This window comes from Azonexus sp. R2A61, from assembly GCF_021401135.1.
Taxonomy (GTDB): domain Bacteria; phylum Pseudomonadota; class Gammaproteobacteria; order Burkholderiales; family Rhodocyclaceae; genus Azonexus.
This window is the reverse complement of record NZ_JACBFO010000001.1, coordinates 654,848-677,463: the sequence shown is the minus strand read 5'-3', so window position 1 is coordinate 677,463 and position 22,616 is coordinate 654,848. Positions and strand designations below refer to the sequence as shown.

General features: G+C 65.8%; 23 protein-coding genes. 11 read left to right on the top strand and 12 right to left on the bottom strand.

The annotated features are described in order from the left end of the window. Positions 1 to 92 precede the first annotated feature (92 nt). From ubiB to L0962_RS03335, 3 genes are read left to right on the top strand one after another with little or no spacing between them, the layout of a single operon-like run. On the top strand, positions 93 to 1,613 hold the full coding sequence (gene ubiB, locus L0962_RS03345; protein ID WP_234084161.1) for a ubiquinone biosynthesis regulatory protein kinase UbiB: 1,521 nt from the start codon (positions 93 to 95) through the stop codon (positions 1,611 to 1,613). Continuing rightward, positions 1,613 to 4,894 carry a DEAD/DEAH box helicase gene (locus L0962_RS03340; RefSeq protein ID WP_234084159.1) on the top strand — a complete coding sequence of 1,094 codons (3,282 nt, stop codon included), beginning with the start codon at positions 1,613 to 1,615 and terminating at the stop codon, positions 4,892 to 4,894. Before ubiB ends, L0962_RS03340 begins: the two co-directional genes overlap by 1 nt. A 17-nt stretch (positions 4,895 to 4,911) precedes the next feature. Beyond that, positions 4,912 to 5,358, top strand: a complete 447-nt coding sequence (locus L0962_RS03335) for a DUF302 domain-containing protein (protein WP_234084157.1) — start codon at positions 4,912 to 4,914, stop codon at positions 5,356 to 5,358. A gap of 3 nt (positions 5,359 to 5,361) precedes the next feature. Here L0962_RS03335 and pncC read toward each other — a convergent pair whose 3' ends face one another. Next, positions 5,362 to 5,871, bottom strand: a complete 510-nt coding sequence (gene pncC / locus L0962_RS03330) for a nicotinamide-nucleotide amidase (RefSeq protein ID WP_234084155.1) — start codon at positions 5,869 to 5,871, stop codon at positions 5,362 to 5,364. Positions 5,872 to 6,090: 219 nt separating this feature from the next. On the opposite strand from pncC, the gene L0962_RS03325 reads away from it, so the two are divergent. Next, positions 6,091 to 6,531 carry a cytochrome c5 family protein gene (locus L0962_RS03325; RefSeq protein WP_234084153.1) on the top strand — a complete coding sequence of 147 codons (441 nt, stop codon included), beginning with the start codon at positions 6,091 to 6,093 and terminating at the stop codon, positions 6,529 to 6,531. A 106-nt stretch (positions 6,532 to 6,637) separates the two neighbouring features. Here the strand turns inward: L0962_RS03325 and L0962_RS03320 are convergent, their stop codons facing one another. The 5 genes from L0962_RS03320 to L0962_RS03300 form a co-directional block, all read right to left on the bottom strand. Beyond that, the gene (locus tag L0962_RS03320) at positions 6,638 to 8,623 is read right to left on the bottom strand and encodes a UvrD-helicase domain-containing protein (RefSeq protein ID WP_234084144.1); all 1,986 of its coding nucleotides are present in this window, start codon (positions 8,621 to 8,623) and stop codon (positions 6,638 to 6,640) included. Positions 8,624 to 8,686: 63 nt separating this feature from the next. Beyond that, entirely contained in the window at positions 8,687 to 9,001 is a 315-nt protein-coding gene (locus tag L0962_RS03315) for a hypothetical protein (protein ID WP_234084142.1), read from the bottom strand. Positions 9,002 to 9,059: 58 nt separating this feature from the next. Then, on the bottom strand, positions 9,060 to 9,758 hold the full coding sequence (locus tag L0962_RS03310) for a DUF4197 domain-containing protein (RefSeq protein ID WP_234084140.1): 699 nt from the start codon (positions 9,756 to 9,758) through the stop codon (positions 9,060 to 9,062). 13 nt (positions 9,759 to 9,771) lie between these two features. Continuing rightward, positions 9,772 to 10,908 (bottom strand): PilT/PilU family type 4a pilus ATPase, encoded by a 1,137-nt coding sequence (locus L0962_RS03305; RefSeq protein WP_301332237.1) that lies wholly within the window; start codon positions 10,906 to 10,908, stop codon positions 9,772 to 9,774. A gap of 28 nt (positions 10,909 to 10,936) precedes the next feature. After that, positions 10,937 to 11,980 (bottom strand): type IV pilus twitching motility protein PilT, encoded by a 1,044-nt coding sequence (locus L0962_RS03300; protein WP_234084138.1) that lies wholly within the window; start codon positions 11,978 to 11,980, stop codon positions 10,937 to 10,939. 58 nt (positions 11,981 to 12,038) lie between these two features. Between L0962_RS03300 and L0962_RS03295 the strand changes: the two genes are divergently transcribed. The 4 genes from L0962_RS03295 to L0962_RS03280 are packed head-to-tail and all read left to right on the top strand — an operon-like array spanning position 12,039 to position 14,366. Then, positions 12,039 to 12,731, top strand: coding sequence for a YggS family pyridoxal phosphate-dependent enzyme (locus L0962_RS03295; protein WP_234084136.1), 693 nt, complete (start codon positions 12,039 to 12,041; stop codon positions 12,729 to 12,731). Next, positions 12,728 to 13,540 carry a pyrroline-5-carboxylate reductase gene (proC, locus tag L0962_RS03290; RefSeq protein WP_234084134.1) on the top strand — a complete coding sequence of 271 codons (813 nt, stop codon included), beginning with the start codon at positions 12,728 to 12,730 and terminating at the stop codon, positions 13,538 to 13,540. Before L0962_RS03295 ends, proC begins: the two co-directional genes overlap by 4 nt. Beyond that, positions 13,540 to 14,073, top strand: coding sequence for a YggT family protein (locus L0962_RS03285; protein ID WP_234084133.1), 534 nt, complete (start codon positions 13,540 to 13,542; stop codon positions 14,071 to 14,073). Before proC ends, L0962_RS03285 begins: the two co-directional genes overlap by 1 nt. Then, positions 14,073 to 14,366 carry a DUF167 domain-containing protein gene (locus L0962_RS03280; RefSeq protein WP_234084130.1) on the top strand — a complete coding sequence of 98 codons (294 nt, stop codon included), beginning with the start codon at positions 14,073 to 14,075 and terminating at the stop codon, positions 14,364 to 14,366. The genes L0962_RS03285 and L0962_RS03280 overlap by 1 nt, the downstream gene beginning before the upstream one ends. Positions 14,367 to 14,370: 4 nt before the next feature. On the opposite strand, the gene L0962_RS03275 is transcribed toward L0962_RS03280, so the two are convergent. From L0962_RS03275 to L0962_RS03250, 6 genes are all read right to left on the bottom strand, one after another. Then, a complete protein-coding gene (locus L0962_RS03275; RefSeq protein WP_234084129.1) occupies positions 14,371 to 14,649 on the bottom strand; it encodes a helix-hairpin-helix domain-containing protein in 279 nt (92 codons plus the stop codon). Positions 14,650 to 14,768: 119 nt separating this feature from the next. Continuing rightward, positions 14,769 to 16,013, bottom strand: coding sequence for a dihydroorotase (locus L0962_RS03270; RefSeq protein ID WP_234084127.1), 1,245 nt, complete (start codon positions 16,011 to 16,013; stop codon positions 14,769 to 14,771). 4 nt (positions 16,014 to 16,017) lie between these two features. Then, entirely contained in the window at positions 16,018 to 16,977 is a 960-nt protein-coding gene (locus L0962_RS03265) for an aspartate carbamoyltransferase catalytic subunit (protein ID WP_234084124.1), read from the bottom strand. After that, positions 16,970 to 17,476, bottom strand: a complete 507-nt coding sequence (gene pyrR, locus L0962_RS03260) for a bifunctional pyr operon transcriptional regulator/uracil phosphoribosyltransferase PyrR (protein ID WP_234084122.1) — start codon at positions 17,474 to 17,476, stop codon at positions 16,970 to 16,972. The genes L0962_RS03265 and pyrR overlap by 8 nt, the downstream gene beginning before the upstream one ends. Next, the gene (ruvX, locus tag L0962_RS03255; protein ID WP_234084120.1) at positions 17,463 to 17,888 is read right to left on the bottom strand and encodes a Holliday junction resolvase RuvX; all 426 of its coding nucleotides are present in this window, start codon (positions 17,886 to 17,888) and stop codon (positions 17,463 to 17,465) included. The genes pyrR and ruvX overlap by 14 nt, the downstream gene beginning before the upstream one ends. 1 nt (position 17,889) lies before the next feature. Next, positions 17,890 to 18,450: a YqgE/AlgH family protein gene (locus L0962_RS03250; RefSeq protein WP_234084118.1), complete on the bottom strand. Its 561-nt coding sequence runs from the start codon at positions 18,448 to 18,450 to the stop codon at positions 17,890 to 17,892. A gap of 149 nt (positions 18,451 to 18,599) precedes the next feature. Here L0962_RS03250 and L0962_RS03245 point away from each other — a divergent pair, with 149 nt between their 5' ends. The 3 genes from L0962_RS03245 to gspE are packed head-to-tail and all read left to right on the top strand — an operon-like array spanning position 18,600 to position 22,610. Next, positions 18,600 to 19,067, top strand: coding sequence for a type II secretion system protein N (locus L0962_RS03245; RefSeq protein ID WP_234084116.1), 468 nt, complete (start codon positions 18,600 to 18,602; stop codon positions 19,065 to 19,067). A gap of 7 nt (positions 19,068 to 19,074) precedes the next feature. After that, on the top strand, positions 19,075 to 21,123 hold the full coding sequence (gene gspD, locus L0962_RS03240) for a type II secretion system secretin GspD (protein ID WP_234084113.1): 2,049 nt from the start codon (positions 19,075 to 19,077) through the stop codon (positions 21,121 to 21,123). After that, a complete protein-coding gene (gspE, locus tag L0962_RS03235; protein ID WP_234084104.1) occupies positions 21,120 to 22,610 on the top strand; it encodes a type II secretion system ATPase GspE in 1,491 nt (496 codons plus the stop codon). The genes gspD and gspE overlap by 4 nt, the downstream gene beginning before the upstream one ends. The last annotated feature ends 6 nt before the right edge of the window (positions 22,611 to 22,616 follow it).

The window sequence follows — 22,616 nt, the reverse complement described above, 5'->3', positions numbered from 1 at the left end:
CAAGGTGAAGAGATAGCTCGCCGGAAGCGGCGACAGGCGGGCATCGGCCGTGTTAGCATGCCCGTTTGCCCGACCCTAGTCCGCGTTCGCCGATGCGCCTCTTCCGCCTGCTCAAGATCGCCGCCGTCGCCAGCCGTTTCGGCCTCGACGAAATGGTGCTCGAACACGAACCGAGCGGTCGGCTGGTCAAGCTGGCAAAGGCGCTGCAGTTCTGGCGTGACCTGTCGGCGCCGCGTGCCGTACGCCTGCGTCTGGCGCTGGAGGCCCTGGGGCCGATTTTCGTCAAGTTCGGTCAGGTGTTGTCCACCCGCCGCGACCTGATGCCCACCGATATCGCCGACGAACTGGCCAAGCTGCAGGATCGCGTGCCGCCTTTCGCCTCCGATCTGGCCCTGGCGCAGATCGAGAAGGCCTACGGCCGCCCGGCCAACGAGGTGTTCGCGCAGTTCGACCCGCAACCGGTCGCCTCGGCGTCGATCGCCCAGGTGCACTTCGCCCGCCTGAAGGAAGAGGACGGCGGTCACGAGGTTGCAGTCAAGATCCTGCGCCCGAACATGAGCGCCGTCATCGAGCATGATCTGGCGCTGATGGATACTTTCGCCGGCCTGCTCGAACGCCTGTGGGCCGATGGCAAGCGCCTGAAACCGCGTGAAGTGGTCGCCGAATTCGCCAAGTACCTGCGCGACGAACTGGACCTGATGCGCGAGGCGGCCAATGCCTCCCAGCTGCGCCGCAATTTCACCGACTCGACGCTGCTCATCGTGCCCGAGGTTCATTGGGATTTCTGCACGTCGACCGTAATGGTCATGGAGCGCATGCACGGCGTGCCGATCTCCCAGACCGAACGGCTGCGCAACGAGGGAATCGACCTGTCCAAGCTTTCGGCCGCCGGCGTCGAGATTTTTTTCACACAGGTCTTCCGCGACGGCTTCTTCCATGCCGACATGCACCCCGGCAACATCTTCGTCGCCGCCGACGGGCGCTACATCGCGCTCGACTTCGGCATCGTCGGCACGCTGACCGACACCGACAAGAACTACCTGGCGCAGAACTTCCTCGCCTTCTTCCGCCGGGATTACAAACGCGTCGCCGAAGCCCACATCGAATCCGGCTGGGCGCCCAAGGACACCCGCGTCGACGAGTTCGAAGCGGCCATCCGCGCCGTCTGCGAGCCGATCTTCGACCGGCCGTTGAAGGACATTTCCTTCGGCAAGGTGCTGCTGCGCCTGTTCCAGACCTCGCGCCGCTTCAACGTCGAGATCCAGCCGCAACTGGTGATGCTGCAGAAGACCCTGCTCAACATCGAGGGCCTCGGCCGCCAGCTCGACCCCGAGCTCGACCTGTGGAAGACCGCCAAGCCCTTCCTCGAACGCTGGATGAGCGAGCAGGTCGGCTGGCGCGGCATCGTCCGTAACCTGAAGCAGGAAGCCCCCTACCTGGCGCGCACCTTACCCCAGTTGCCGCGCCTCGTGCACCAGCGTCTGGCGCAACAACCGCCCACCGATCTGCAACCACAGATCGAGCAACTGACCCGTGCCGTGCGCCGGCAAAATCTCTGGCTGGCCGTGATCGCGCTGATCCTGGCCGCTTCGCTGGCCAGCGGGTTCTACTGATGCGCTCGCCTGCCGACCTGGCCGAAAGCTTCAGCGAAGACGACATCGCCGACTGGCTTGGCGAGAACGAACTCGTCAAGGGCCGCTCCTATGTCGATCTGGTCCGCGACTTCAGCATCGAGGATGGCGAACTGCGCGCCCAGGTCCCCGGCTCGGCGCGCCAACCCTATCGCGTCGAAGCGCTGATCGCGCCGGCCGCCAAGGGCGAAGTCCTGATTTCCCGGTGCACCTGTCCGGTTGGCAAGCACTGCAAGCACGTCGCCGCAGTGCTGCTGAAAGCCATCGCGGAACGCAACCCGAAGGAACGGCTCAGCGGCAGCGTACTGTCCTGGGTCGAGGACCTGCGCCGGGCATCGATCGCCGTGGCCAAGAAGAAGGCCCGGCCGACCACCGCCCGCCAGCAACTCTTCTACATCCTGAAATGGACCAGTGACCGCCGCCGTTTCGGCATCGAGCTGCGCAAGGGAAAGTATCCCGACAATGCCGAGGAATGGTGGAAGGTCGACCGGGCACTGATCGTACCGCCCCAGTTCGTCGGCGAGGAAGACCTGGGCATTCTGCGCCTGCTATGGGCCGAACGCGGCCACGACAGCGGCCTGCGCGCCTACGGCCTGGGACCGAAGCATGGCGCCGAACTGCTCGAACGGATGGCGGCCACGCACCGGCTATATCCGGAAGTGGATCTGGCGCTGCCGCTGAACATCGGCAGCGAACGCCCGGCCAGCGTCGGCTGGCAGATCGACGGCAACGGTTTCCAGCGCCCCTACCTGAAACCCGAACCGGCGACCGAACTGATCGTCGGGGTCGATCCCCCGTGGTATGTCGATCTCACCGAAGGGGAAACCGGGCCGCTCAAGGTCACCGGCAATCCGGCCGTGGTCAACCGCTTGTTCACGCTACCGCCGCTGTCGGCCAAGGAAGCCGGCCTGGTTGCCGAGGCCCTGTCCGAGCTGGCGCCCGACCTGCCGCTGCCGGCCGAGGATGCCGGCGCCCGCCTGCGGCTGATCGACGGTCCGCTGCAGCCGGTGCTGATGCTGGAAACGCTGCATACACATGGCCAGCGGGCCTGGCGCAAATACACGCAGAGTTTCGGTGGCGGTCTGTTCGATGTCGCCCGGGTCCTTTTCCGCTATGCCGATGCCGACCTGCGTCCGGACGAGAAGAACGAATTCGTCACCCTGCCGGAAGGCGAAACGGTGCGCGTCAGGCGCCGGCCGGACGAGGAAAAGGCCGCGCTGGCGGCGTTGACCGCAAACGGCCTGCAGAAACTGCCGCCGCACACCCTGCACACCTTCGGCAGCCAGCCGGAAGGCATCTACGGGCTGGACAGCGAGGAAAGCTGGTTTCCCTTCATGCAGGATGCGCTCGCCCGGCTACGCCAGGCCGGTTGGCAGATCGAGTTTCCCGAGGATTTCCGCCACCACGTGGTCGACGTCGATAGCTGGGAAGCCGAACTGCTCGAAGCGGAAGACGGCTGGTTCGACCTCGACATGGGCATCATCGTCGAAGGCGAGCGCCTACCGCTCGCCCCGCTGCTCGCCTCGCTGTTCCGACGCGACCCGCGCTGGCTGGAAGGCGGCGAACTGGGCCGCATCCCGGACGAGGAAGGCATCGAGCTGCTGACCCCGCGCGGCAAGCGCCTGCGCGTACCGGCCGGCCGCATCAAACCGCTGGCAGCAACCCTGATCGACCTGTTTGACGGCTTCTCCGGCGGCCCGACCCTGCGCCTGTCGCGTTTCGATGCACCGCGCCTGGCCGAACTGACCGACACCAGCCGCTGGCTGTTCCGCGGTCAGAACGATGTCATGGCATTGGCCGAGCGTCTGCAAGCGGCCCAGGGCATCGGCGACATCGCGCCGCCCGAAGGCTTGCGCCTGTCGCTGCGCCCGTACCAGAAGGAAGGCCTGGCCTGGCTGCAGTTCCTGCGCACCAACCAGTTGTCCGGCATCCTCGCCGACGACATGGGGCTGGGCAAAACGGCGCAGACGCTCGCTCACCTGATGCTGGAAAAGGAAGGCGGCCGCCTCGACCGGCCGGCACTGGTTATCCTGCCGACCTCGCTGATCTTCAACTGGAAGAGCGAAGCCGCACGTTTCGCCCCCAGCCTGCGCGTGCTGTCGCTGCACGGCCCGGAACGCAAGAAGCATTTCCCGGACATCCCGGCGCACGACGTGGTGCTGACGACCTATCCGTTGCTCTGGCGCGATGCCGCGGAGCTGATGGAACACAGCTACCACCTGCTGATCCTCGACGAAGCGCAAACCGTCAAGAATGCCCAGAGCCGAAGCGCCGAGGCCGTGCGCAAGATCGACGCCCGGCATCGCCTGTGCCTGACCGGCACGCCGCTGGAAAACCACCTCGGCGAGCTATGGAGCCAATTCGACTTCCTGCTCCCCGGCTTCCTCGGCAGCAGCAAGCAGTTCACCCGCCATTGGCGGACACCGATCGAGAAACAGGGCGACGCCGACCGCCGCGACCTGCTGGCCCGCCGCATCCGCCCTTTCATCCTGCGCCGCAAGAAAGAAGATGTCGCCCAGGAACTGCCGCCGAAGACTGTGATCGTGCGCAGCGTGGAGCTCGAAGGCGGGCAACGCGATCTCTACGAAACCGTGCGCGCGGCGATGGACGCCAAGATTCGCGACGAAATCGCCCAGCGCGGCCTGGCACGCAGCCAGATCGTCATCCTCGACGCCCTGCTCAAGCTGCGCCAGGTCTGTTGCGACCCGCGCCTGGTACGCGCCGCCGCAGCGCGCAAGGTCAGCGAACGCGCCAAACTCGATCTGCTGATGGCCATGCTGCCGGAACTGGTCGAAGAGGGACGACGCATCCTGGTGTTCTCGCAATTCACCAGCATGCTCGCGCTGATCGAGGAAGAGTTGCGTGAAATCGGCCTGACTTACGCGATTCTGACCGGCGACACGGTCGACCGCGAGACGCCGATCCGCCGCTTCCAGGAAGGCGAGCTCCCGATCTTCCTGATCAGCCTGAAAGCCGGCGGGGTCGGTCTCAACCTGACCGCCGCCGATACCGTGATCCACTACGATCCGTGGTGGAACCCGGCGGTCGAAAACCAGGCCACCGACCGGGCGCACCGACTGGGACAGGACAAGCCGGTCTTCGTCTACAAGCTGATCGTCAGCGGCAGCATCGAGGAAAAGATTCTCGCGCTGCAGGAACGCAAGGCGGAACTGGCGGCCGGCATCCTGTCGGAGGATCATCAGGTGAACGTCAAATTCGGCGACGAGGACATCGCCGCCCTGTTCGAACCGCTGCCCGAGTGATGCCGAGAGCCCGCACCATGCGCCAACTGCTGTCCACCCTGCTGCTGATTCTGGCCATTCCGCTGGCCAATGCCGACGAATGGCGGGTCAACCGCCCGCTGAAGGGAACATTTGCCGAGGCCAGGGACGCCGTGGTCATGGCCATCGAAAACCGCGGCATGGTGATCAGCCAGGTTTCGCATATTGGCGACATGCTGGAACGGACCGGCGCCGACATCGGTGCCAGCCGCAAATTGTTCACGCAGGCCGAAATCATCGAATTCTGCTCGGCGTCCCTGTCGCGCCAGACGATGGAAGTCGATCCGCACAACATCGTGCTCTGTCCCTTCGCCATTTCCGTGTACACGCTGCCGGAACAGCCGGAAACCGTCTGGCTCGGTTACCGCAAGCCGCCGGGGGCCGCCGCTGCAATCATCGACCAGCTGTTCTCCGGCATTGTCGAGGAAGTCGCCGGGCAGCTGTAAGGCTCAGGCGACGAGGCGGGCGGCTTCGATCCGCTCGATCAGTCCGCGCAAGGCCTGCCTGACCGACTGTTCACGCACGCTTTCACGATCGCCGTCGAACCGGCAGACCTGCGCCTCGCAACCGGCCTCCCGGCCGGCCCAGGCAAAACACACCAGGCCCACGGGTTTCTCCGGCGTTCCGCCGCCGGGACCGGCAACGCCGGTGATCGCCACTGCCCAGTCGGCCCGGCTGTGCGCCAGCGCCCCCAGGGCCATCGCCCGCGCCGTCGCCTCGGAAACCGCGCCGTGGCGTGCCAGCGTCAGATCGCTGACGTCCAGCATCTCCTGCTTGGCAGCGTTCGAATAGGTCACGAAGCCGCGATCGAACCAGGCCGAACTGCCGGCCACCGACGTCACCGCCTGAGCCACCCAGCCGCCGGTGCAGGATTCAGCCGTCGCCAGGCTGGCGCCGTGTGCCGACAGGACTTCGCCCAGACGGACGGCGAGCGCTTCGATCGAGTTTTCCATGGTCATATCCTCTCCGGGAACAATTGGTTACAGAACCTGCATCAAACAGCGACAGACCCGGCGTGTCCGACGACATACACTGCAATCGTCTCATTGAACCCCTCCTCTCGAATCTCCCCCATTCGAGAAATTTCAACCCCGCCGCTGGCGGGGTTTTTTTTGCGCAGTGCAACGAACGCGCCGTATAATCGCGAACTTTAATTTATTTGCAACGGGGTCTCCAGCATGGCCGAGCAACACTCCTCCAAGCGCATCATGTGGGTGACGATCGTGATCGCGATCGTCCTGATTGCCATCATCTATCCGCTGACCAACAAGTCCTTCTCGCCGGCCGCCGGTAGCGCCGCCGACGATGCCGAATCCCGCATCCAGCCGGTTGCCGGCTTTGCGCTGGCCAAGGCCGACGCCGCAGCCGCCGACAGCGGCCCGAAGGATGGCCCGACGATTTACAACACCGTTTGCGGTGCCTGCCACAACACCGGTGCCGCCGGCGCGCCGAAGATCGACGACAAGGCTGCCTGGGCCCCGCGCATCGCACAAGGCGAAGCCGCCCTGATCAAGAGCGTCACCAACGGCAAGAACGCGATGCCGCCGAAGGGTGGTGCCTCGCTGTCCGACGAGGAAGTGAAGAACGCCGTCGAATACGTGATGAGCAAGGTCAAGTAAGCGCCCGACGCTTGCAACAAAAAGGGAGGCTGCGGCCTCCCTTTTGTTTTTCCCGCCCCGGGTTTTTCCCGTCTTTCTGCGGTCGACCGCAGGAATAAACGATTTTTCAGCGCTTGCCGGCCAGCATCGCCTTCATGGCATCGAGCCGGGCGCTGCCGGTTGCCTTGTCCGGCGGCGCCGCCTGCTTGCCGCCGGTGTGGCGGATATCTTCGCCCATTTCGGCGATGAAGCGCGAAGCTTCGCAGGGAATCAGCTCGCGCGCCTGCTTGCGCTTCTCGCACCAGCTGATATGCAGCGAGCGCTGGGCGCGGGTGATGCCGACGTACATCAAGCGCCGCTCTTCCTGCAACTTGGCCGGATCGAGCGATTCACGATGGGGCAGGATGCCTTCCTCGACGCCGACCAGGAAGACATGTTTGTACTCCAGTCCCTTCGAGGCATGCAGGGTCGACAGCTGGACGGCATCGATTTCCTCGCCGTTCTGCTTCTCCAGCATGTTGATCAGGGCAATGCTCTGGACCATGTCAACCAAGGTCTTGCCGTCCTCTTCGCCTTTCTTGTTGATCCATTCGGCGAATTCGCAGACGTTGGCCCAGCGGTTCTGGGCCGTGCGCTGCTCTTCGGCATCGTACAGGTAAGTCTCGTAATCGATCGCCTTGAGCAGGTCGGGCAGCACCTGTTGGGCCGGTTCGCGGCCGGCCCGGTGCTGCATGCGGTTGATGAATTCGCAGAATTCGAGCAACGGTTCCTGTTGTCGGGCTTGCACGCGATGGGCGAACCCCTCTTCGAAGGCGGCGTGGAACAGCGAGACATGACGCTCGCCGGCATACTGGCCGAGCACCTGCAGCGTCGCCGCACCGATACCGCGCTTGGGCGTGGTCGCCGCACGAATGAAGGCGGGGTCGTCGTCCTCGTTGGCCAGCAGGCGCAGGTAGCTGGTGATGTCCTTGATCTCGGCCTTGTCGAAGAAGGACTGGCCGCCGGACAACAGGTAGGGAATCTTCTGGTTGCGCAATTGCGTTTCGAGCAGGCGCGCCTGATGGTTCGAGCGGTAGAGGATGGCGTAGTCGCGGAACTTGCCGCGATGCTCGAAGCGATGCGCCTGCAGCTTCATGACCACGCTTTCGGCCTCGCTCTCGTTGTCGCGGCAGGCGGTGACATGCACCGGATCGCCATGGCCCAGCTCGGACCACAGGGTCTTGTCGAACAGTTTTTCGTTGTGCGCGATGACGTTGTTGGCGGCCTTGAGGATACGCACGGTCGACCGGTAATTCTGCTCGAGTTTGATCACCTTCAGACCGGGAAATTCGGCCGGCAGCTTCTTCAGGTTGTCGATGTCGGCGCCGCGCCAGCCGTAGATCGCCTGGTCGTCGTCGCCCACCGCGGTGAACTGCGCACGGACGCCGGTCAGCAATTTGAGCAGTTGGTACTGGCAGGCGTTGGTGTCCTGGTATTCGTCGACCAGCAGGTAGCGCAAGCGGTTCTGCCACTTCTCGGCGATCTGCGGATGCTCGCTGAACAGTCTGACCGGCAGACCGATCAGGTCGTCGAAATCGACCGCCTGATAGGCCTTCAAGGTCGCCTCGTAGCTCAGATAGGCGCCGGCGGCGAGCGCCTCGTGCTCGTTTGTCGCGAGGTGACGGGCCGCCTCCGGCGTCACCAGCGCATTCTTCCAGTTCGAAATGATCGACTGCAGGCGGCGCAGCGTCGCCTTGTCCACGGTCTTCGCACAATCGCCGATGATGCCGGCACAATCCGCCGAATCGAAGATCGAGAAACGCGGCTTGTAGCCGAGCGCCTTGGCTTCCTCACGCAGGATGCGCACGCCGAGCGAGTGGAAGGTCGAGATCTGCAGTTCGTTGGCCACCGATGCCGACAGCAGTTTGCCGACGCGCTCGTGCATTTCCCTGGCCGCCTTGTTGGTGAAGGTGATGGCGGCAATGTTGCGCGGCTGAAAACCGCAATCCTGAACCAGGTAGGCGATCTTCTGCGTGATCACCCGGGTCTTGCCCGAGCCGGCGCCGGCGAGCACGAGCAGGGGGCCGTCAAGATAGTAGATCGCTTCGCGTTGCTGGGGATTGAGACCGGACATCGGAAAGGGCGAACCCGAAAACGTCGAAAAGGGCCGCGCATTTTAACCCGCCGGCCGGCGAGTTCAGGCCTCGTCGTCCACACCCGGGCGCCAGTGGCCCATCGCCTGGGTATCGATCAGCTGTTGCATGTCATCGAGTTCGGCCAGTTGTCCGGCCACGGCGCGAGCCTCGTCGAGCACATGTCCGGCACCGTCGAAAGGGCCGATCGCCCCGGGCTCGATCAGATCGACCTCCTGGCGTACGCTGCGCTCGCGGTCGCCGGCCATGCCTTCCATCGCCTCGACCCGCCGTACCGCCTGATCGCCGGCATGCGCCGCCCGCTCCATCGCATCGCGGGAGTAGGCGGTGGTCTTGCCTTCGAGACGGGACAACTTCATGGCCAGGCTCCTTTACCGGGATTAACGGCCGGTGGCCCGACAAACTTGAATCAGCGCCTTACAGTGCGCCGAACACCTTCTTCAGCACGGCACTCCCGGCTGCCACCGGATTCGCGCGCAGCTTCTTCTCTTCCTCGGCGATCATCAGGAACAGGCCGTCCATCGCCTTCTGCGTGACATAGCTGTCGAGATCGGCATCCTTCTTGTCGACCAGGCCCGCACTGGCCGCCTTGCCGGCGAAAGCGTTGTACTGGTCGGCCAGCTGCAGCTTGCCGGTCTGCTTCTTGACGATGGGCATGAAGCGGGCGGCCAGTTGATCGCTGGTCGTACGGCGGAAATACTGGGTCACGCTATCGTCGCCGCCGGTCAGGATGGCCTTGGCATCCTGAACCGTCATGCGCTTGATGGCATCGGACAGGACCGGCTTGGCTTCGGCGACGGCGTTCTCGGCAGCCCGGTTCATCGTTTCGACCAATTGATCGGCCTGCTTGCCCATGCCGAACATGCGCAGGGCCGATTCGGCCTTCTGCAGGTAGCCGGGCAGCGGAATCTTGACCTTGTCGTTGCCGAGGAAACCATCGCTCTTGCCCAGCGAGGCGACGGCGAAATCGGCGCCCTTGGCGAGCGCTTCCTTGACGCCCGCACTGGCGTCGCCGCTGGAAATGGCATCGAGACCGGCGGCCTGGACGCTTGCTGCGGTCAACGCCAGAAAAACGGAAAAAATGCTTGCTTGAAGGGAAAACCGGTAACGCCGCATGAAAGACCTCCGCTCAGACAATATCGAGATGGCCGATGCCGGCAGCGAGATCCCGGTCCTTGGCTTCCTTGCCGTGCAGCTTGATCTGCAGGCGCAGGTCGTTCAGCGAATCGGCGTTGCGCAAGGCATCCTCGTAGGTGATCTTGCCGGCTTCGTAGAGATCGAACAACGACTGGTCGAAGGTCTGCATGCCCAGTTCGCGCGATTTCTTCATGATTTCCTTGATCTCGTGCACCTCGCCCTTGAAGATCAGGTCGGAAATCAACGGTGAGTTGAGCATCACCTCGACCGCGGCAACCCGGCCCTTGCCGTCCTTCTTCGGCAGCAGGCGTTGCGAGACCATCGCCCGGACGTTCAGCGACAGGTCCATCAGCAACTGCTGGCGGCGCTCTTCCGGGAAGAAATTGATGATCCGGTCGATCGCCTGGTTGGTGCTGTTGGCGTGCAGCGTCGCCAGCGCCAGGTGGCCGGTCTCGGCGAAGGCGATGGCGTAGTCCATGGTATCGCGGTCGCGGATTTCGCCCATCAGGATGACGTCCGGTGCCTGACGCAGCGTGTTCTTCAGCGCCGGCGCCCAGTCGTCGGTGTCGACGCCGACCTCGCGCTGGGTGACGATGCAGTTCTTGTGCTCGTGCACGTATTCGATCGGGTCCTCGATCGTGATGATGTGGCCGTAGCTGTTCTCGTTGCGGTAATCGACCAGCGCCGCCAGCGAGGTGGTCTTGCCGGTGCCGGTGCCGCCGACGAAGATGATCAGGCCGCGCTTGGTCATCGCCAGGTCCTTGACCACCGCCGGCAGGCCGAGATCGTCGAGGGTCGGGATGCTCATGTTGATCGTCCGGCAGACCACCGCGACGCGCCCCTGCTGGACCAGCGCATTGACCCGGAAACGGCCGATGCCGGTCGGCGAGATGGCGAAGTTGCACTCGCGCGAAGCTTCGAATTCGGCGGCCTGGCGATCGTTCATGATCGACCGTGCCAGTTCGGCGGTGTGCTGGGCGGTCAACACCTGGTTGGAGACCGGCGTCACCTTGCCGTCGATCTTGATCGCCGGCGGAAAGCCGGCAGTGATGAACAGGTCCGACCCTCGCTTCTGCGCCATCAGGCGCAGCAGGTCGTGCATGAATTTCATGGCCTGATCGCGTTCCATGGTTTCCCCTTGCTGACGCCGCGGCCGCTCAGGCCGGGAAGGCGTCCTTGTTGGCGGCGCGCAGGCGTGCCTCGTTGCTCGAAATGACGTTGCGACGAACCAGGTCGATCAGACACTGGTCGAGCGTCTGCATGCCCGCTGACTGGCCGGTCTGGATCGCCGAGTACATCTGGGCGACCTTGTTCTCGCGGATCAGGTTGCGGATGGCCGGCGTGCCGATCATGATCTCGTGCGCCGCGACACGGCCCTGACCGTCCTTGGTCTTGAGCAGCGTCTGCGAGATCACCGCGCGCAGCGATTCGGACAGCATCGCGCGGACCATGTCCTTTTCGGCAGCCGGAAACACGTCGACGATACGGTCGATGGTCTTGGCCGCCGACGAGGTGTGCAGCGTGCCGAACACCAGGTGGCCGGTCTCGGCTGCGGTCAGCGCCAGGCGGATGGTTTCCAGGTCGCGCAATTCGCCGACCAGGATGACGTCCGGATCCTCGCGCAGCGCGGCGCGCAGTGCGTTCGAGAAGGACAGCGTATGCGGGCCGACCTCGCGCTGGTTGATCAGGCACTTCTTCGACTCGTGGACGAATTCAATCGGGTCCTCGACGGTCAGGATGTGGCCGTAGTCGTTTTCGTTGACGTGGTTGACCATCGCCGCCAGCGTCGTCGACTTGCCGGAGCCGGTCGGGCCGGTCACCAGCACGATACCGCGCGGATATTCGGAAATCTCGCGGAAGATTTTCGGGCAGTTCAACTCTTCCAGCGTCAGCACCTTGGTCGGAATCGTCCGGAAGACGGCGCCGGCACCGCGGTTCTGGTTGTAGGCATTGACCCGGAAACGCGCCAGGTTGGGAATCTCGAACGAGAAGTCGCACTCCAGCGTCTCTTCGAAGACCTTGCGCTGGCCGTCGTTCATGATGTCGTACACCATGCCGTGCACGTCCTTGTGCTCCATCGGCGGCAGATTGATCCGCCGGACGTCGCCGTGCACCCGGATCATCGGTGGCAGGCCAGCGGAAAGGTGAAGGTCGGAAGCCTTGTTCTTGACGCTGAAGGCCAGCAGTTCGGTGATGTCCATGCGGTTCGTTCCCGGAGCCCGTGTATACTGGGTTGTTTGAAAAAATGCCCGCTGAATTATGAGCGCAATCGCCGCCAACCTGCAAGCTGTTCGCGCCCGGATCGCCCAAGCAGCGCGGGCCGCCGGCCGCTCGCCGGATTCGGTGACGCTGCTGGCGGTGAGCAAGACCAAGCCGCTGGACGATGTCCTTGCTGCGGTCGCCGCCGGGCAACTGGCCTTCGGCGAGAACTACGTCCAGGAAGGCGTTGAAAAAGTGCTGGCCACGGCGGTCGACCGCAGGCTCGACTGGCATTTCATCGGTCCGTTGCAGAGCAACAAGACGCGGGCGGTGGCCGAACATTTTTCCTGGGTACATTCGGTCGACCGCAGGAAAATCGCCGAACGCCTGTCCGAACAGCGTCCGGCCGGGTTGCCGCCACTCAACGTCTGCGTGCAGGTCAACGTGTCCGGCGAAGCCAGCAAGAGCGGTTGCCGGCCGGATGAAGCCCAGGCCCTGTGCCAGGCAGTCGCCGACCTGCCCGGACTTCGCCTGCGCGGTCTGATGGCGATTCCGGAACCGGTTGACGACCCCGTACTGCAGCGCCTTCCCTTCCGCCGCCTGCGCGAACTGGCCGATCAGATCCGCGCTGCCGGCCTGCCGCTCGATACCCTGTCGATCGGCATGACCCACGATCTCGAAGCGGCCATCGCCGAAGGTGCGACCATCGTTCGCGTCGGCACGGCCATTTTTGGTGAAAGAGACTACACATGAAGATTCTGTTCCTCGGCGGCGGCAACATGGCCAACGCCCTCATCGGCGGCATGGTCAAGCAAGGCTACGCGGCCAGCGACATCCACGTCATCGACCCGGGCAGCGAAGCGCGCGGCCGGCTGGCCGGCAGCTACGGCGTGATCTGCCACGAAGCGGCAACGCAGGCACCGGCGGCACCCGACGTGCTGGTGCTGGCGGTCAAGCCGCAGCAGATGAAGGAAGCCGTGGCACCGCTCGTCGGCCGGCTCGGCAACGCCCTGGTGATCAGCATCGCTGCCGGTCTCGACATCGCCGCGCTGAGCCGCTGGCTGGGCGGTCACCGGCGCATCGTGCGCTGCATGCCGAACACGCCGGCCCTGATCGGTGCCGGAATCACCGGCCTGTGCGCTGCGCCCGACGTGGACGCGATCGGCCGCGACATCGCCGACAGCGTGCTGCACGCCGTCGGCAGCACCGTGTGGATCGACGACGAAGCCAAAATGGATGGCGTGACTGCGATTTCGGGCAGCGGGCCGGCTTACGTCTTCCTGTTCATCGAAGCACTGCAGCAGGCTGCCAGCGAACTCGGGTTCAGCACCGAACAAGCCCGGCAGCTGGCCATCGAGACCGTCCAGGGTGCCGCCGCGCTGGCCGCCCGCTCGGAAGAGCCGGCATCCACGCTGCGCGAGCGCGTCACCTCCAAGGGCGGCACCACGGCCGCCGCGCTGCAGGTCATGGACGAGCGCGGCGTCAAGGCCGGCATCGTCGCCGGCTGCCACGCCGCCGCCGCACGAGGTGCGGAACTCGGCAAGCTGCTCGGAGCCGACTGATGGAAGCCATCTTCTTTCTGCTCAACGCCGTCGTCAGCTTTTTCTGCACGCTGTTCCTGCTGCGTTTCATGATGCAGCTGGCCCGCGTTTCGTTCGCCGGACAACTCGGTGACTTCGTCGTCCGCCTGACCAACTGGGCCGTCAAGCCGTTGCGCCGCATCGTCCCCGGCGTGGCCGGCGTCGACTGGGCCAGCCTGGTCGCCGTGCTGTGGTTGCAACTGATGCTGGCCGGCCTGGTCCTGGCGCTGTCGCCGATCGCGCTGAGCGCCGACGGTGCCGGCATGGCGCTGATGATCCTGATGCTGGCCGTGCGCGGCACGATCCGGCTGGCCATCTACATCATGATCGGCGCGCTGATCCTGCAGGCGGTACTGTCCTGGGTCAATCCCTATTCGCCGATCGCCGCGCCGGTCAATCAGCTGGTCCGGCCGATTCTCGATCCGCTCCGGCGCATCGTGCCGCTGATTTCCGGCATCGACCTGTCGCCACTGGTCGCCATCCTGCTGCTGCAGGTCGTGCTGATGTTCGTCTGATGGCCGACTGGTACCGCGTCGACGGCGACGGCGTGCTGCTGTTGACGCTGCACATCCAGCCCGGCGCGAAAAAGACCGACATCGCCGGCCTGCATGGCGACGCATTGAAAATCCGGCTGGCCGCGCCGCCGGTCGACGGCAAGGCCAATGCGGCGCTGATCGGTTATGTGGCGGATCGGCTGGACCTGCCGAAATCGGCCGTGCAATTGAAAAGCGGCCAGACCTCGCGGCGCAAGGTGCTGGCCGTCAGCGGGGCCAGCGCAGCGCAGGCGGCCGCGCTGGCCGGGGGCTGAGCCCCTATTTCGCCGCCTTCGCCGGCGCCGCGCCGCCCACCGTCAGTTCTCCGCGCAGCTTGGCGATGCTCTTGTCGCCGAATCCCTTGACGTTCTTCAGGTCGTCAACCGACTTGAACGGCCCGTTCTTCTCCCGGTATTCGACGATGGCCTTGGCCTTGCCAGGGCCGATACCCTTGACGCCATCCAGCTGTGCGACGCTTGCGGAGTTCAGGTCGACCGCCGCGTAGGCGACGGCAATGGCGGCCAGCAGGCCGGTAATCAGCGCGATGAGATGTTTCATGGAAAGCTCCTCGAATGAACGCCCACACGGGCCATTCATTCTAAATGAATATGACAAATAAATTAACGGCCAAATAAAAACGGCCCCGCAGGGCCGTTTTCGGGTCGCTCCGGGCGTCTTCAGAAAACGCGCCGACCGCTGACCAGCGTCGCCCGGACCTTGCCGCTCAACGGATAGCCGAGCCAGGGCGAGTTCTTGCCGCGGCTCTTCAGGGTTTCCGGACCGAGCACCCAGGTTTCCGCCGGATCGAAGATGCAGATGTCGGCAACGGCTCCGACGGCCAGCGTGCCGCCCGGCAGGCCGAGAATGTCGGCCGGCGTGCTGGTGATCCGGGCCAGTGCGTCGATCAGGTCGACACCGGCGGCGGCGGCCCATTTCAGCGTCAGCGGCAGCAACACTTCGAGGCCGGTGGCACCGGGCCGGGCTTCGGCGAACGGCACCAGCTTGTCGTCGGCGCCGACCGGCGTGTGATCCGAGCAGATCGCCGCCCAGCCTTCGGCAACGGCAGTCGACAGCGCCTCGCGGTCGGCCTGGGTGCGCAGCGGCGGCATGAACCGGGCGTGGGTATTGAAGAAACCGATGTCGTTTTCGGTCAGCAGCAGGTGGTGGATACCGACATCGAAACTGACCGGCAGGCCTTCGTCGATCGCCGCCTTGAGCTGGCGGATGCCGGCCGCCGACGACAGCCGCGTCAGGTGCACGCGACAACCGGTGTCGCGGACCAGCTGGACGATGGTGGCGATGGCGATGGTCTCGGCGGCCACCGGGATGCCGGCCAGGCCGAGCCGCGCGGCGACCTCGCCGTCGTGGGCGATGCCGTTGCGCGACAGCCAGTGATCCTGCGCGTGCAGGAAGACCGGGAAGCCGAAGGTCGCGGCATATTCCAGCGAGCGCAGCAGCGCTTCGGTATCGATCACCGGCACCTTGGCCTGCGAGAAAGCGACGCAGCCGGCCTTCTTGAGTCCGGCCAGTTCCGACAGACGCTCGCCCTTCAGGCCCAGCGTCAGCGCGCCGAGCGGGAAGACGCGCGCCTTGCCGATTTCCTTGGCGCGATGCACCAGGCGGTCGGCCAGTTCCGGCTCGTCGAGCGGCGGATCGGCATCCGGCGGGACGACGACGCTGGTCACGCCGCCGGCCACCGCCGCTGCCAGTTCGGCCTCGATGGAATTGAGCCGGGCGCCGAGGTCGATCAGGCCGGGACAGACGACGCAGCCGGCAGCGTCGATCGTCTGTTCGGCGACGAAGCCGGCCGGCGCCGTGCCGATCGCGGCAATCTTGCGGTCGACGATGAAAAGCGAGGTATTTTCGCGGTCGACCGCATGTTTCGGATCGATCACGCGGCCGTTCTTGATTTCGATGTTCATGCGCTCAGTTCCCCGCAACGATGCTCATCACCGCCATGCGCACGGCGATGCCGAAAGTGACCTGATTGAGGATGACCGCCTGCGGCCCGTCGGCCACGGCCGAATGGATTTCGACGCCGCGGTTCATCGGCCCCGGATGCATGACGATGGCGTCCGGCTTGGCCAGCGCCAGCTTCTGCGGGGTCAGGCCGTAGTGACGGAAATACTCGCCGGCCGACGGCAGCAGCGCACCGTTCATGCGCTCGTTCTGCAGGCGCAGCATGATCACCACGTCGCAGTCGCGGATGCCTTCGTTCATGTCGTGAAAAACCTGCACGCCGAGCTTGTCGAGGTGCTTGGGCAGCAACGTCTCTGGCCCGATGGCGCGGACTTCCGGCACGCCGAGCGTGGTCAGCGCGTGGATGTCGGAACGGGCGACGCGCGAGTGCAGGATGTCGCCGACGATGGCCACGCGCAGGTTCGAGAAATCCTTCTTGAAGTGGCGGATGGTGTACATGTCGAGCAGGCCTTGCGTCGGGTGCGCATGACGCCCGTCGCCGGCATTGACGACGTGGATGTCGTCGCGGCCGATGCGCCGCAGGTGATCGGCGATCAGGTAGGGCGCGCCGGAGGAGGCGTGGCGGACGACGAACAGGTTGGCGTGCATCGAACAGAGGTTGTCGATGGTGTCGAGCAGGGTTTCGCCCTTGGCCGTCGACGAACGGCCGATGTCGAGGTTGATGACGTCGGCGCTCAAACGCTTGGCGGCAATCTCGAAGGTCGTCCGGGTGCGCGTCGAGTTCTCGAAGAACAGGTTGAACACGCTCTTGCCGCGCAGCAGCGGCACCTTCTTGACCTCGCGCGCCGACACTTCCATGAAGGATTCGGCGGTGTCGAGAATCTGCTCGAGGATGCGCCGCGGCAAGCCTTCGGTGGACAGCAGGTGAATCAGTTCGCCATGCTCGTTCAACTGCGGGTTATGCATTTTCCAGTCTCCAGGCAAGTTGACCGCGCTCGTCGCGCGCCAGCACCAGGTTCTGTCCGGCCGGCAGCGCCGTCGGCCAGACGCACCAGTCGGCGGAGATCGGCAACTCGCGGCCGCCGCGGTCGGCGAGCACCGCCAGCGTCACCGAAGCCGGCCGGCCGTAGTCGAACAGTTCGTTGATCGCCGCCCGCGTCGTCCGGCCGGTGTACAGCACGTCGTCGACCAGTACGATGTGCCGGCCCTCGACGTCGAAGGGGATCAGCGTCGGCTTGACCTGCGGATGCAGGCCCTTCTCGGCGAAATCGTCGCGGTAGAAGGAAACGTCGATCAGGCCGATTTCGTCGGGCAGACCGAGCAGTTCGGCCAGGCGCTCGGCGACCCAGGCGCCGCCGCTGTAGATGCCGACCAGCACCGGCTGCTTCGACAGGTGCGGACGCAGCGCATCCGCCAGCTGGCGGCACTGCGCGTCGGCGTCCGGCAGGGATTCAGGAAGAGACATGCGGAGAACTTTCGAACCAGGTTTGCAGGATCAGTTGAGCCGCCACCGCATCGAGCAGCGGCTTGGCGGATTTGGCGTTGCGACCGGTTTCGCGCAACCGGGCTTCGGCATCGAGCGAAGTCAGGCGCTCGTCGGCCAGCGAAACGGGCAATTGAAAACGTTTTCCCAGACGTTCGGCGAACTTGGTCGCCAGACGCGTCATTTCATGCGGCGTACCATCGACGTGCGTCGGCAAGCCGACTATCAACCGCTCCGGCTGCCATTCGGCGATCAGCTTGCCGATCTCGGCAAAACGCTGGTCGTTCGATTCGGCGCGGATCACCGTCAGCGGATGGGCGCTGCCGAGCAGCGTTTCGCCGGTTGCCACGCCGATGCGCTTCTCACCGAAATCGAAAGCCAGCACGGTGCCCACGTCAGGCGTGCCCGGCCACGTCGGAAAGCTGCGAAAAACTGATGCCCAGCTTCTGCATCGCCGCCGCCAGACGCTCCTCGGGCGGCAGATCGAACAGGATTGCGGCAGGCGCGGCCACGGTCAACCAGGAATTCTGGGCAATTTCGTCTTCCAGCTGACCGGCATCCCAGCCGGCATAGCCGAGCGACACCAGGATTTCCGACGGCTGGCCGTCCTTGCCGACGGCAGCCAGCACGTCGCGCGACGACGTCAGGCCGACCTCGCTGTTCACCGCCAGCGTCGATTGCCAGTGACCGACCGGTCGATGCAGCACGAAACCGCGGTCGAGCTGCACCGGGCCGCCGAAATAGACCGGCAGACCGGCCAGCGACTCGGCTTCGAGCTTGATCTCGATTTTCTCGAACAGGCCGGCCAGGTTCATGTCGAGCGGCCGGTTGACGATGATGCCGAGTGCGCCGTTTTCGTTGTGCTCGCAGATGTAGACCAGCGCGTTGGCGAAATAGGGGTCTTCGAGCGCCGGCATGGCAATCAGGAAGTGATCGGTCAGATTGACGTTGTCCATGGACGCGATTTTAAAGGAAAACCCGGCCCGGACGGGTGCGGACGACAGCCACCGGGCGGCGTCACGGAAACGTAACAGGATTGCATTAATGTCGCCGGCTCGTCATCGCCTTCGCCATTGCCATGCGCCGCCTTCGCTTGCCGCCCTTGATGCGCCGTCCCATCCCGCCGGCCGACACCGCCGCCCGGATCGCCGGGCCGCTGGCCACGCTGCTCGTCGCGCTCGGCTTCGGCTGGCTGGCCACCGGGCTGATCGGCGATTTCCTGCTGCCGCGACCGGCACCGGTCGTCGACATCGAACGCGACCCGCTGCGCGTCGCCGGGCAACTGGCCGCGCTCGATTTTTCCGCTCCCCGCCAGACGGCGGCCAGCGCGCCGGCCAACCTGCTGCTCGCCGGTATCGCCGCTTCCGCCGATCCTCGCCTGGCGCGTGCCTTGATCCGCCGCGACGGCCAGCCGGACATCCTGGTCCTTGCCGTCGGCGAGGAAATTTCCGCCGGCACCCGGGTCGACCGCATCGAACGCGACGCGGTCGTCCTGACCGGTCCCGCCGGCCACAGCCGCCTGACGCTCCCGCAACCCGCCGGCACCGCACCGGCCGCTCCCGACCATGATTGATTCCCGGATGCTCCGCCCCCTCGCCGCCACGGTTTTTGCCCTTTGCCTGATGTCGACCGCAACCGCGCTGCGCGGCGAACCGAGCGCCCCGCTGACCATCAACTTCGTCGGCGCCGACATCGAATCGGCGGTCAAGGCGGTCGGCCAGGTGACCGGCCGCAATTTCATCATCGATCCGCGCGTCAAGGGCAGCATCAACATCGTTTCCGGCCGCCCGGTAACGCCCGACACCGCCTATCAGACGCTGGTCGCCGCGCTGCGCCTGCAGGGTTTCGCCGTCGTCGAGGGCAAAAACGTCACGCGCATCCTGCCCGAAGCCGATGCCCGCATGCAGCCCGGCGCGGTCGGCAAGCCCGGTGCCGGCGGCGAGCAGATCGTCACCCAGGTCTTCCCGGTCCGCTACGAATCGGCGCCGCAACTGGTCAACGCGCTGAAACCGCTGATCGGCGCCAACCAGGCGATCAGCGCCAATGCGGCGAGCAACACGCTGGTGATTTCCGAATCGGCCGACAACCTGCGCCGCATCGAGCGCATCCTGGCCTCGATCGACGTGCCGCAGGGCAACGATCCGCAGGTCGTCACGCTGCGCCACGTCTCGGCGCTGGAAGCGGCGCGCAGCCTGCAGACGCTGTTTCCGGCCGGCAGCGCCAACGGCGGCGGCAATCTGAGCGTCGGCACCGACCTGCGCGGCAACCGCCTGTTCCTGCGCTCGGACAACCCGGCGCTGCAGGTTCGTGCGGCGCGCATGGCGGCCGAGATGGACCGCCCGGAAGCCGGCGTCGGCAACATCCGCGTCGTGCCGTTGAAGCACGCCGACGCGGCGCAACTGGCGCAAACCCTGCGCGCCATCCTCGGCAGCGAAGGCGGCACGACGCAAAATGCCGCCAGCCCGCTGTCGACCGCAAGCCTCGGCGTCGGCCAGAACACGCTCGCCGGTAGCGCCCAGAGCAGCGCCCTCGCCCCGGCCGGCAACGCCGCGAGCGCAACCGGCGGCAGCCAGCACAACAGCGGCGGCCTGCAGCCTGGGAGCATGATCCAGGCCGATCCGGCCAGCAATTCCCTGATCGTCACCGCGCCGGACAGCCTGTTCGCCAACCTGCAGAACGTCATCGGGCTGCTCGACCGGCGCCGGGCGCAGGTGCACATCGAGGCGCTGATCGTCGAACTGTCGGCCGAGCGGGCCGCCGAATTCGGCATCCAGTGGCAGGACCTGAGCGGCCTGTCGGGCAATGGCACGCGCGCGGTCGGCGGCACCAATTTCGGCAACAGCGGCCAGAACATCGTCTCGGCGGCGACCAGCATGGCCAATCTCGGCCGCGGCCTGAACTTCGGCGTAGTCAACGGAACGGTCAACGTGCCCGGCCTGGGCACCATCACCAACCTCGGCCTGCTCGCCCGTTTCCTGGAGAGCGAGGCGCAGGCCAACATCCTGTCGACGCCGAGCATCATGACGCTGGACAACGAGGAGGCGAAGATCGTCATCGGCCAGAACCTGCCCTTCGTCACCGGTTCGTACAGCACCAGCTCGGCATCGACCTCGGTGACGCCCTTCCAGACCTACGAGCGGCGCGACGTCGGGCTGACGCTGAAGGTGCGGCCGAAGATCACCGAAGGCGGCGTGGTGCATCTGCAGATCTACCAGGAAGCGTCGTCGGTGCAATCCGGCACCTCGACCAACGCCGCCGGCCCGATCACCAACAAGCGCGCACTGGAATCCAGCGTGCTGGTCGACGACGGCCGGCTGATCGTGCTCGGCGGGCTGATCGAGGACAACCTGACGAACAATCAGGAAAAGGTGCCGCTGCTCGGCGACATCCCGCTCATCCGCAACCTGTTCCGCTACGAAACGCGCAACCGCAAGAAGACCAACCTGATGGTCTTCCTGCGCCCGCGCATCGTCCGTGAAGCCGGCGATTACGAGGCACTGGCCGGCGACCGCTACGGCCTGCTGCTCGACCGGCAGATCGCTCAGGATGCGCGCAATCCGGCGCTCTGGGGCGAGCACGAGGGGCCGCGCCTGCCGGCAGCGGGCGCTGTTGCCGGAGATCGCCCGTGAGTCTGGCCGGGCGCCGCCTGCCCTACGCCTTTGCGCGGGCCAACGGGGTGCTGGCCGGCGACATCGGCGGCGAGGTCGTCGACATCTGGTACCGCCACGACCAGGCCGGCGGCCCGCCGTTGGCCGCGCTCGGCGAACTGGCGCGCGTCTTCGACCGGCCGCTGCGGCCGCAGGCAGTCGACACCGACGAATTCGAACGCCGCCTGGCCGCCGCCTACGCCGGCGGCGAGCAGAGCGCCGCCGAGGTCGCCAGCGACATCGGCCAGGACCTCGACATCGCCCGCCTGGTCGAGGAACTGCCGCCGGTCGAGGATCTGCTCGACGCGCAGCACGACGCACCGATCATCCGCATGATCAACGCGCTGCTCACCCAGGCGGCGCGCGAGAACGCCTCCGACATCCACATCGAGCCCTACGAGCGCGAGTCGGTCGTCCGTTTCCGCCTCGACGGCGTGCTGCACGACGTGGTCTCGCCGAAACGCGCGCTGCACGCGGCGATGGTCTCGCGGATCAAGATCATGGCCGGCCTCGACATCGCCGAGAAACGCCTGCCGCAGGACGGCCGCATCGGCGTCCGCATCGCCGGCCGCGGCATGGACGTGCGCGTCTCCACCTTGCCGTCGAGCCACGGCGAACGCGTCGTGCTGCGTCTGCTCGACAAGGACCCGGCGCGCCTCGACCTGAGCAAGCTGGGCATGGGCGACGACACGCTGGCCCGCATCGATGCGCTGATCCGCCAGCCGCACGGCATCCTGCTGGTCACCGGCCCGACCGGCTCGGGCAAGACGACGACGCTGTACGCCGCGCTGTCGCGGCTCGACGCCCGCCGGCTGAACATCATGACGGTCGAGGACCCGGTCGAGTACGACCTGCCCGGCATCGGCCAGATCCAGGTCAATCCGCGCATCGACATGAGCTTCGCCAAGGCCTTGCGCGCCATCCTGCGGCAGGACCCGGACGTCGTCATGATCGGCGAAATCCGCGATGCCGAAACCGCGCAGATCGCCGTCCAGGCCAGCCTGACCGGCCATCTGGTGCTGGCCACGCTGCACACCAACGATGCGGCCAGCGCGGCAACGCGGCTGACCGACATGGGCATCGAGCCCTTCCTGCTGTCGTCGTCGCTGCTCGGCGTGCTCGCCCAGCGCCTGGTGCGCCGGCTGTGTCCGCATTGCCGCCAGCCCGGCCCGGCTGCGGTCGACGCCGGGCTGCCGGCAGAAATCGGCCGGCTGTGGCAGCCGGTCGGCTGCCCGCAGTGCGCACACACCGGCTACCTCGGCCGGCTCGGCCTGTACGAACTGCTCGAAGTGGACGACGGCCTGCGCCCGCTGATCCACCAGCAGGCCGGCGAGCGCGCCCTGCGCGAGGCCGCCGGCGATCCGGCGCGCGGCGCGCGGGCCTTGCGTCTGCTCGGCGAGGACGGCCGGCGCTGGCTGCGTTCCGGCGATACCTCGCTGGCAGAACTGCTGCGCGTGACGCGCGCCTGAGACCGC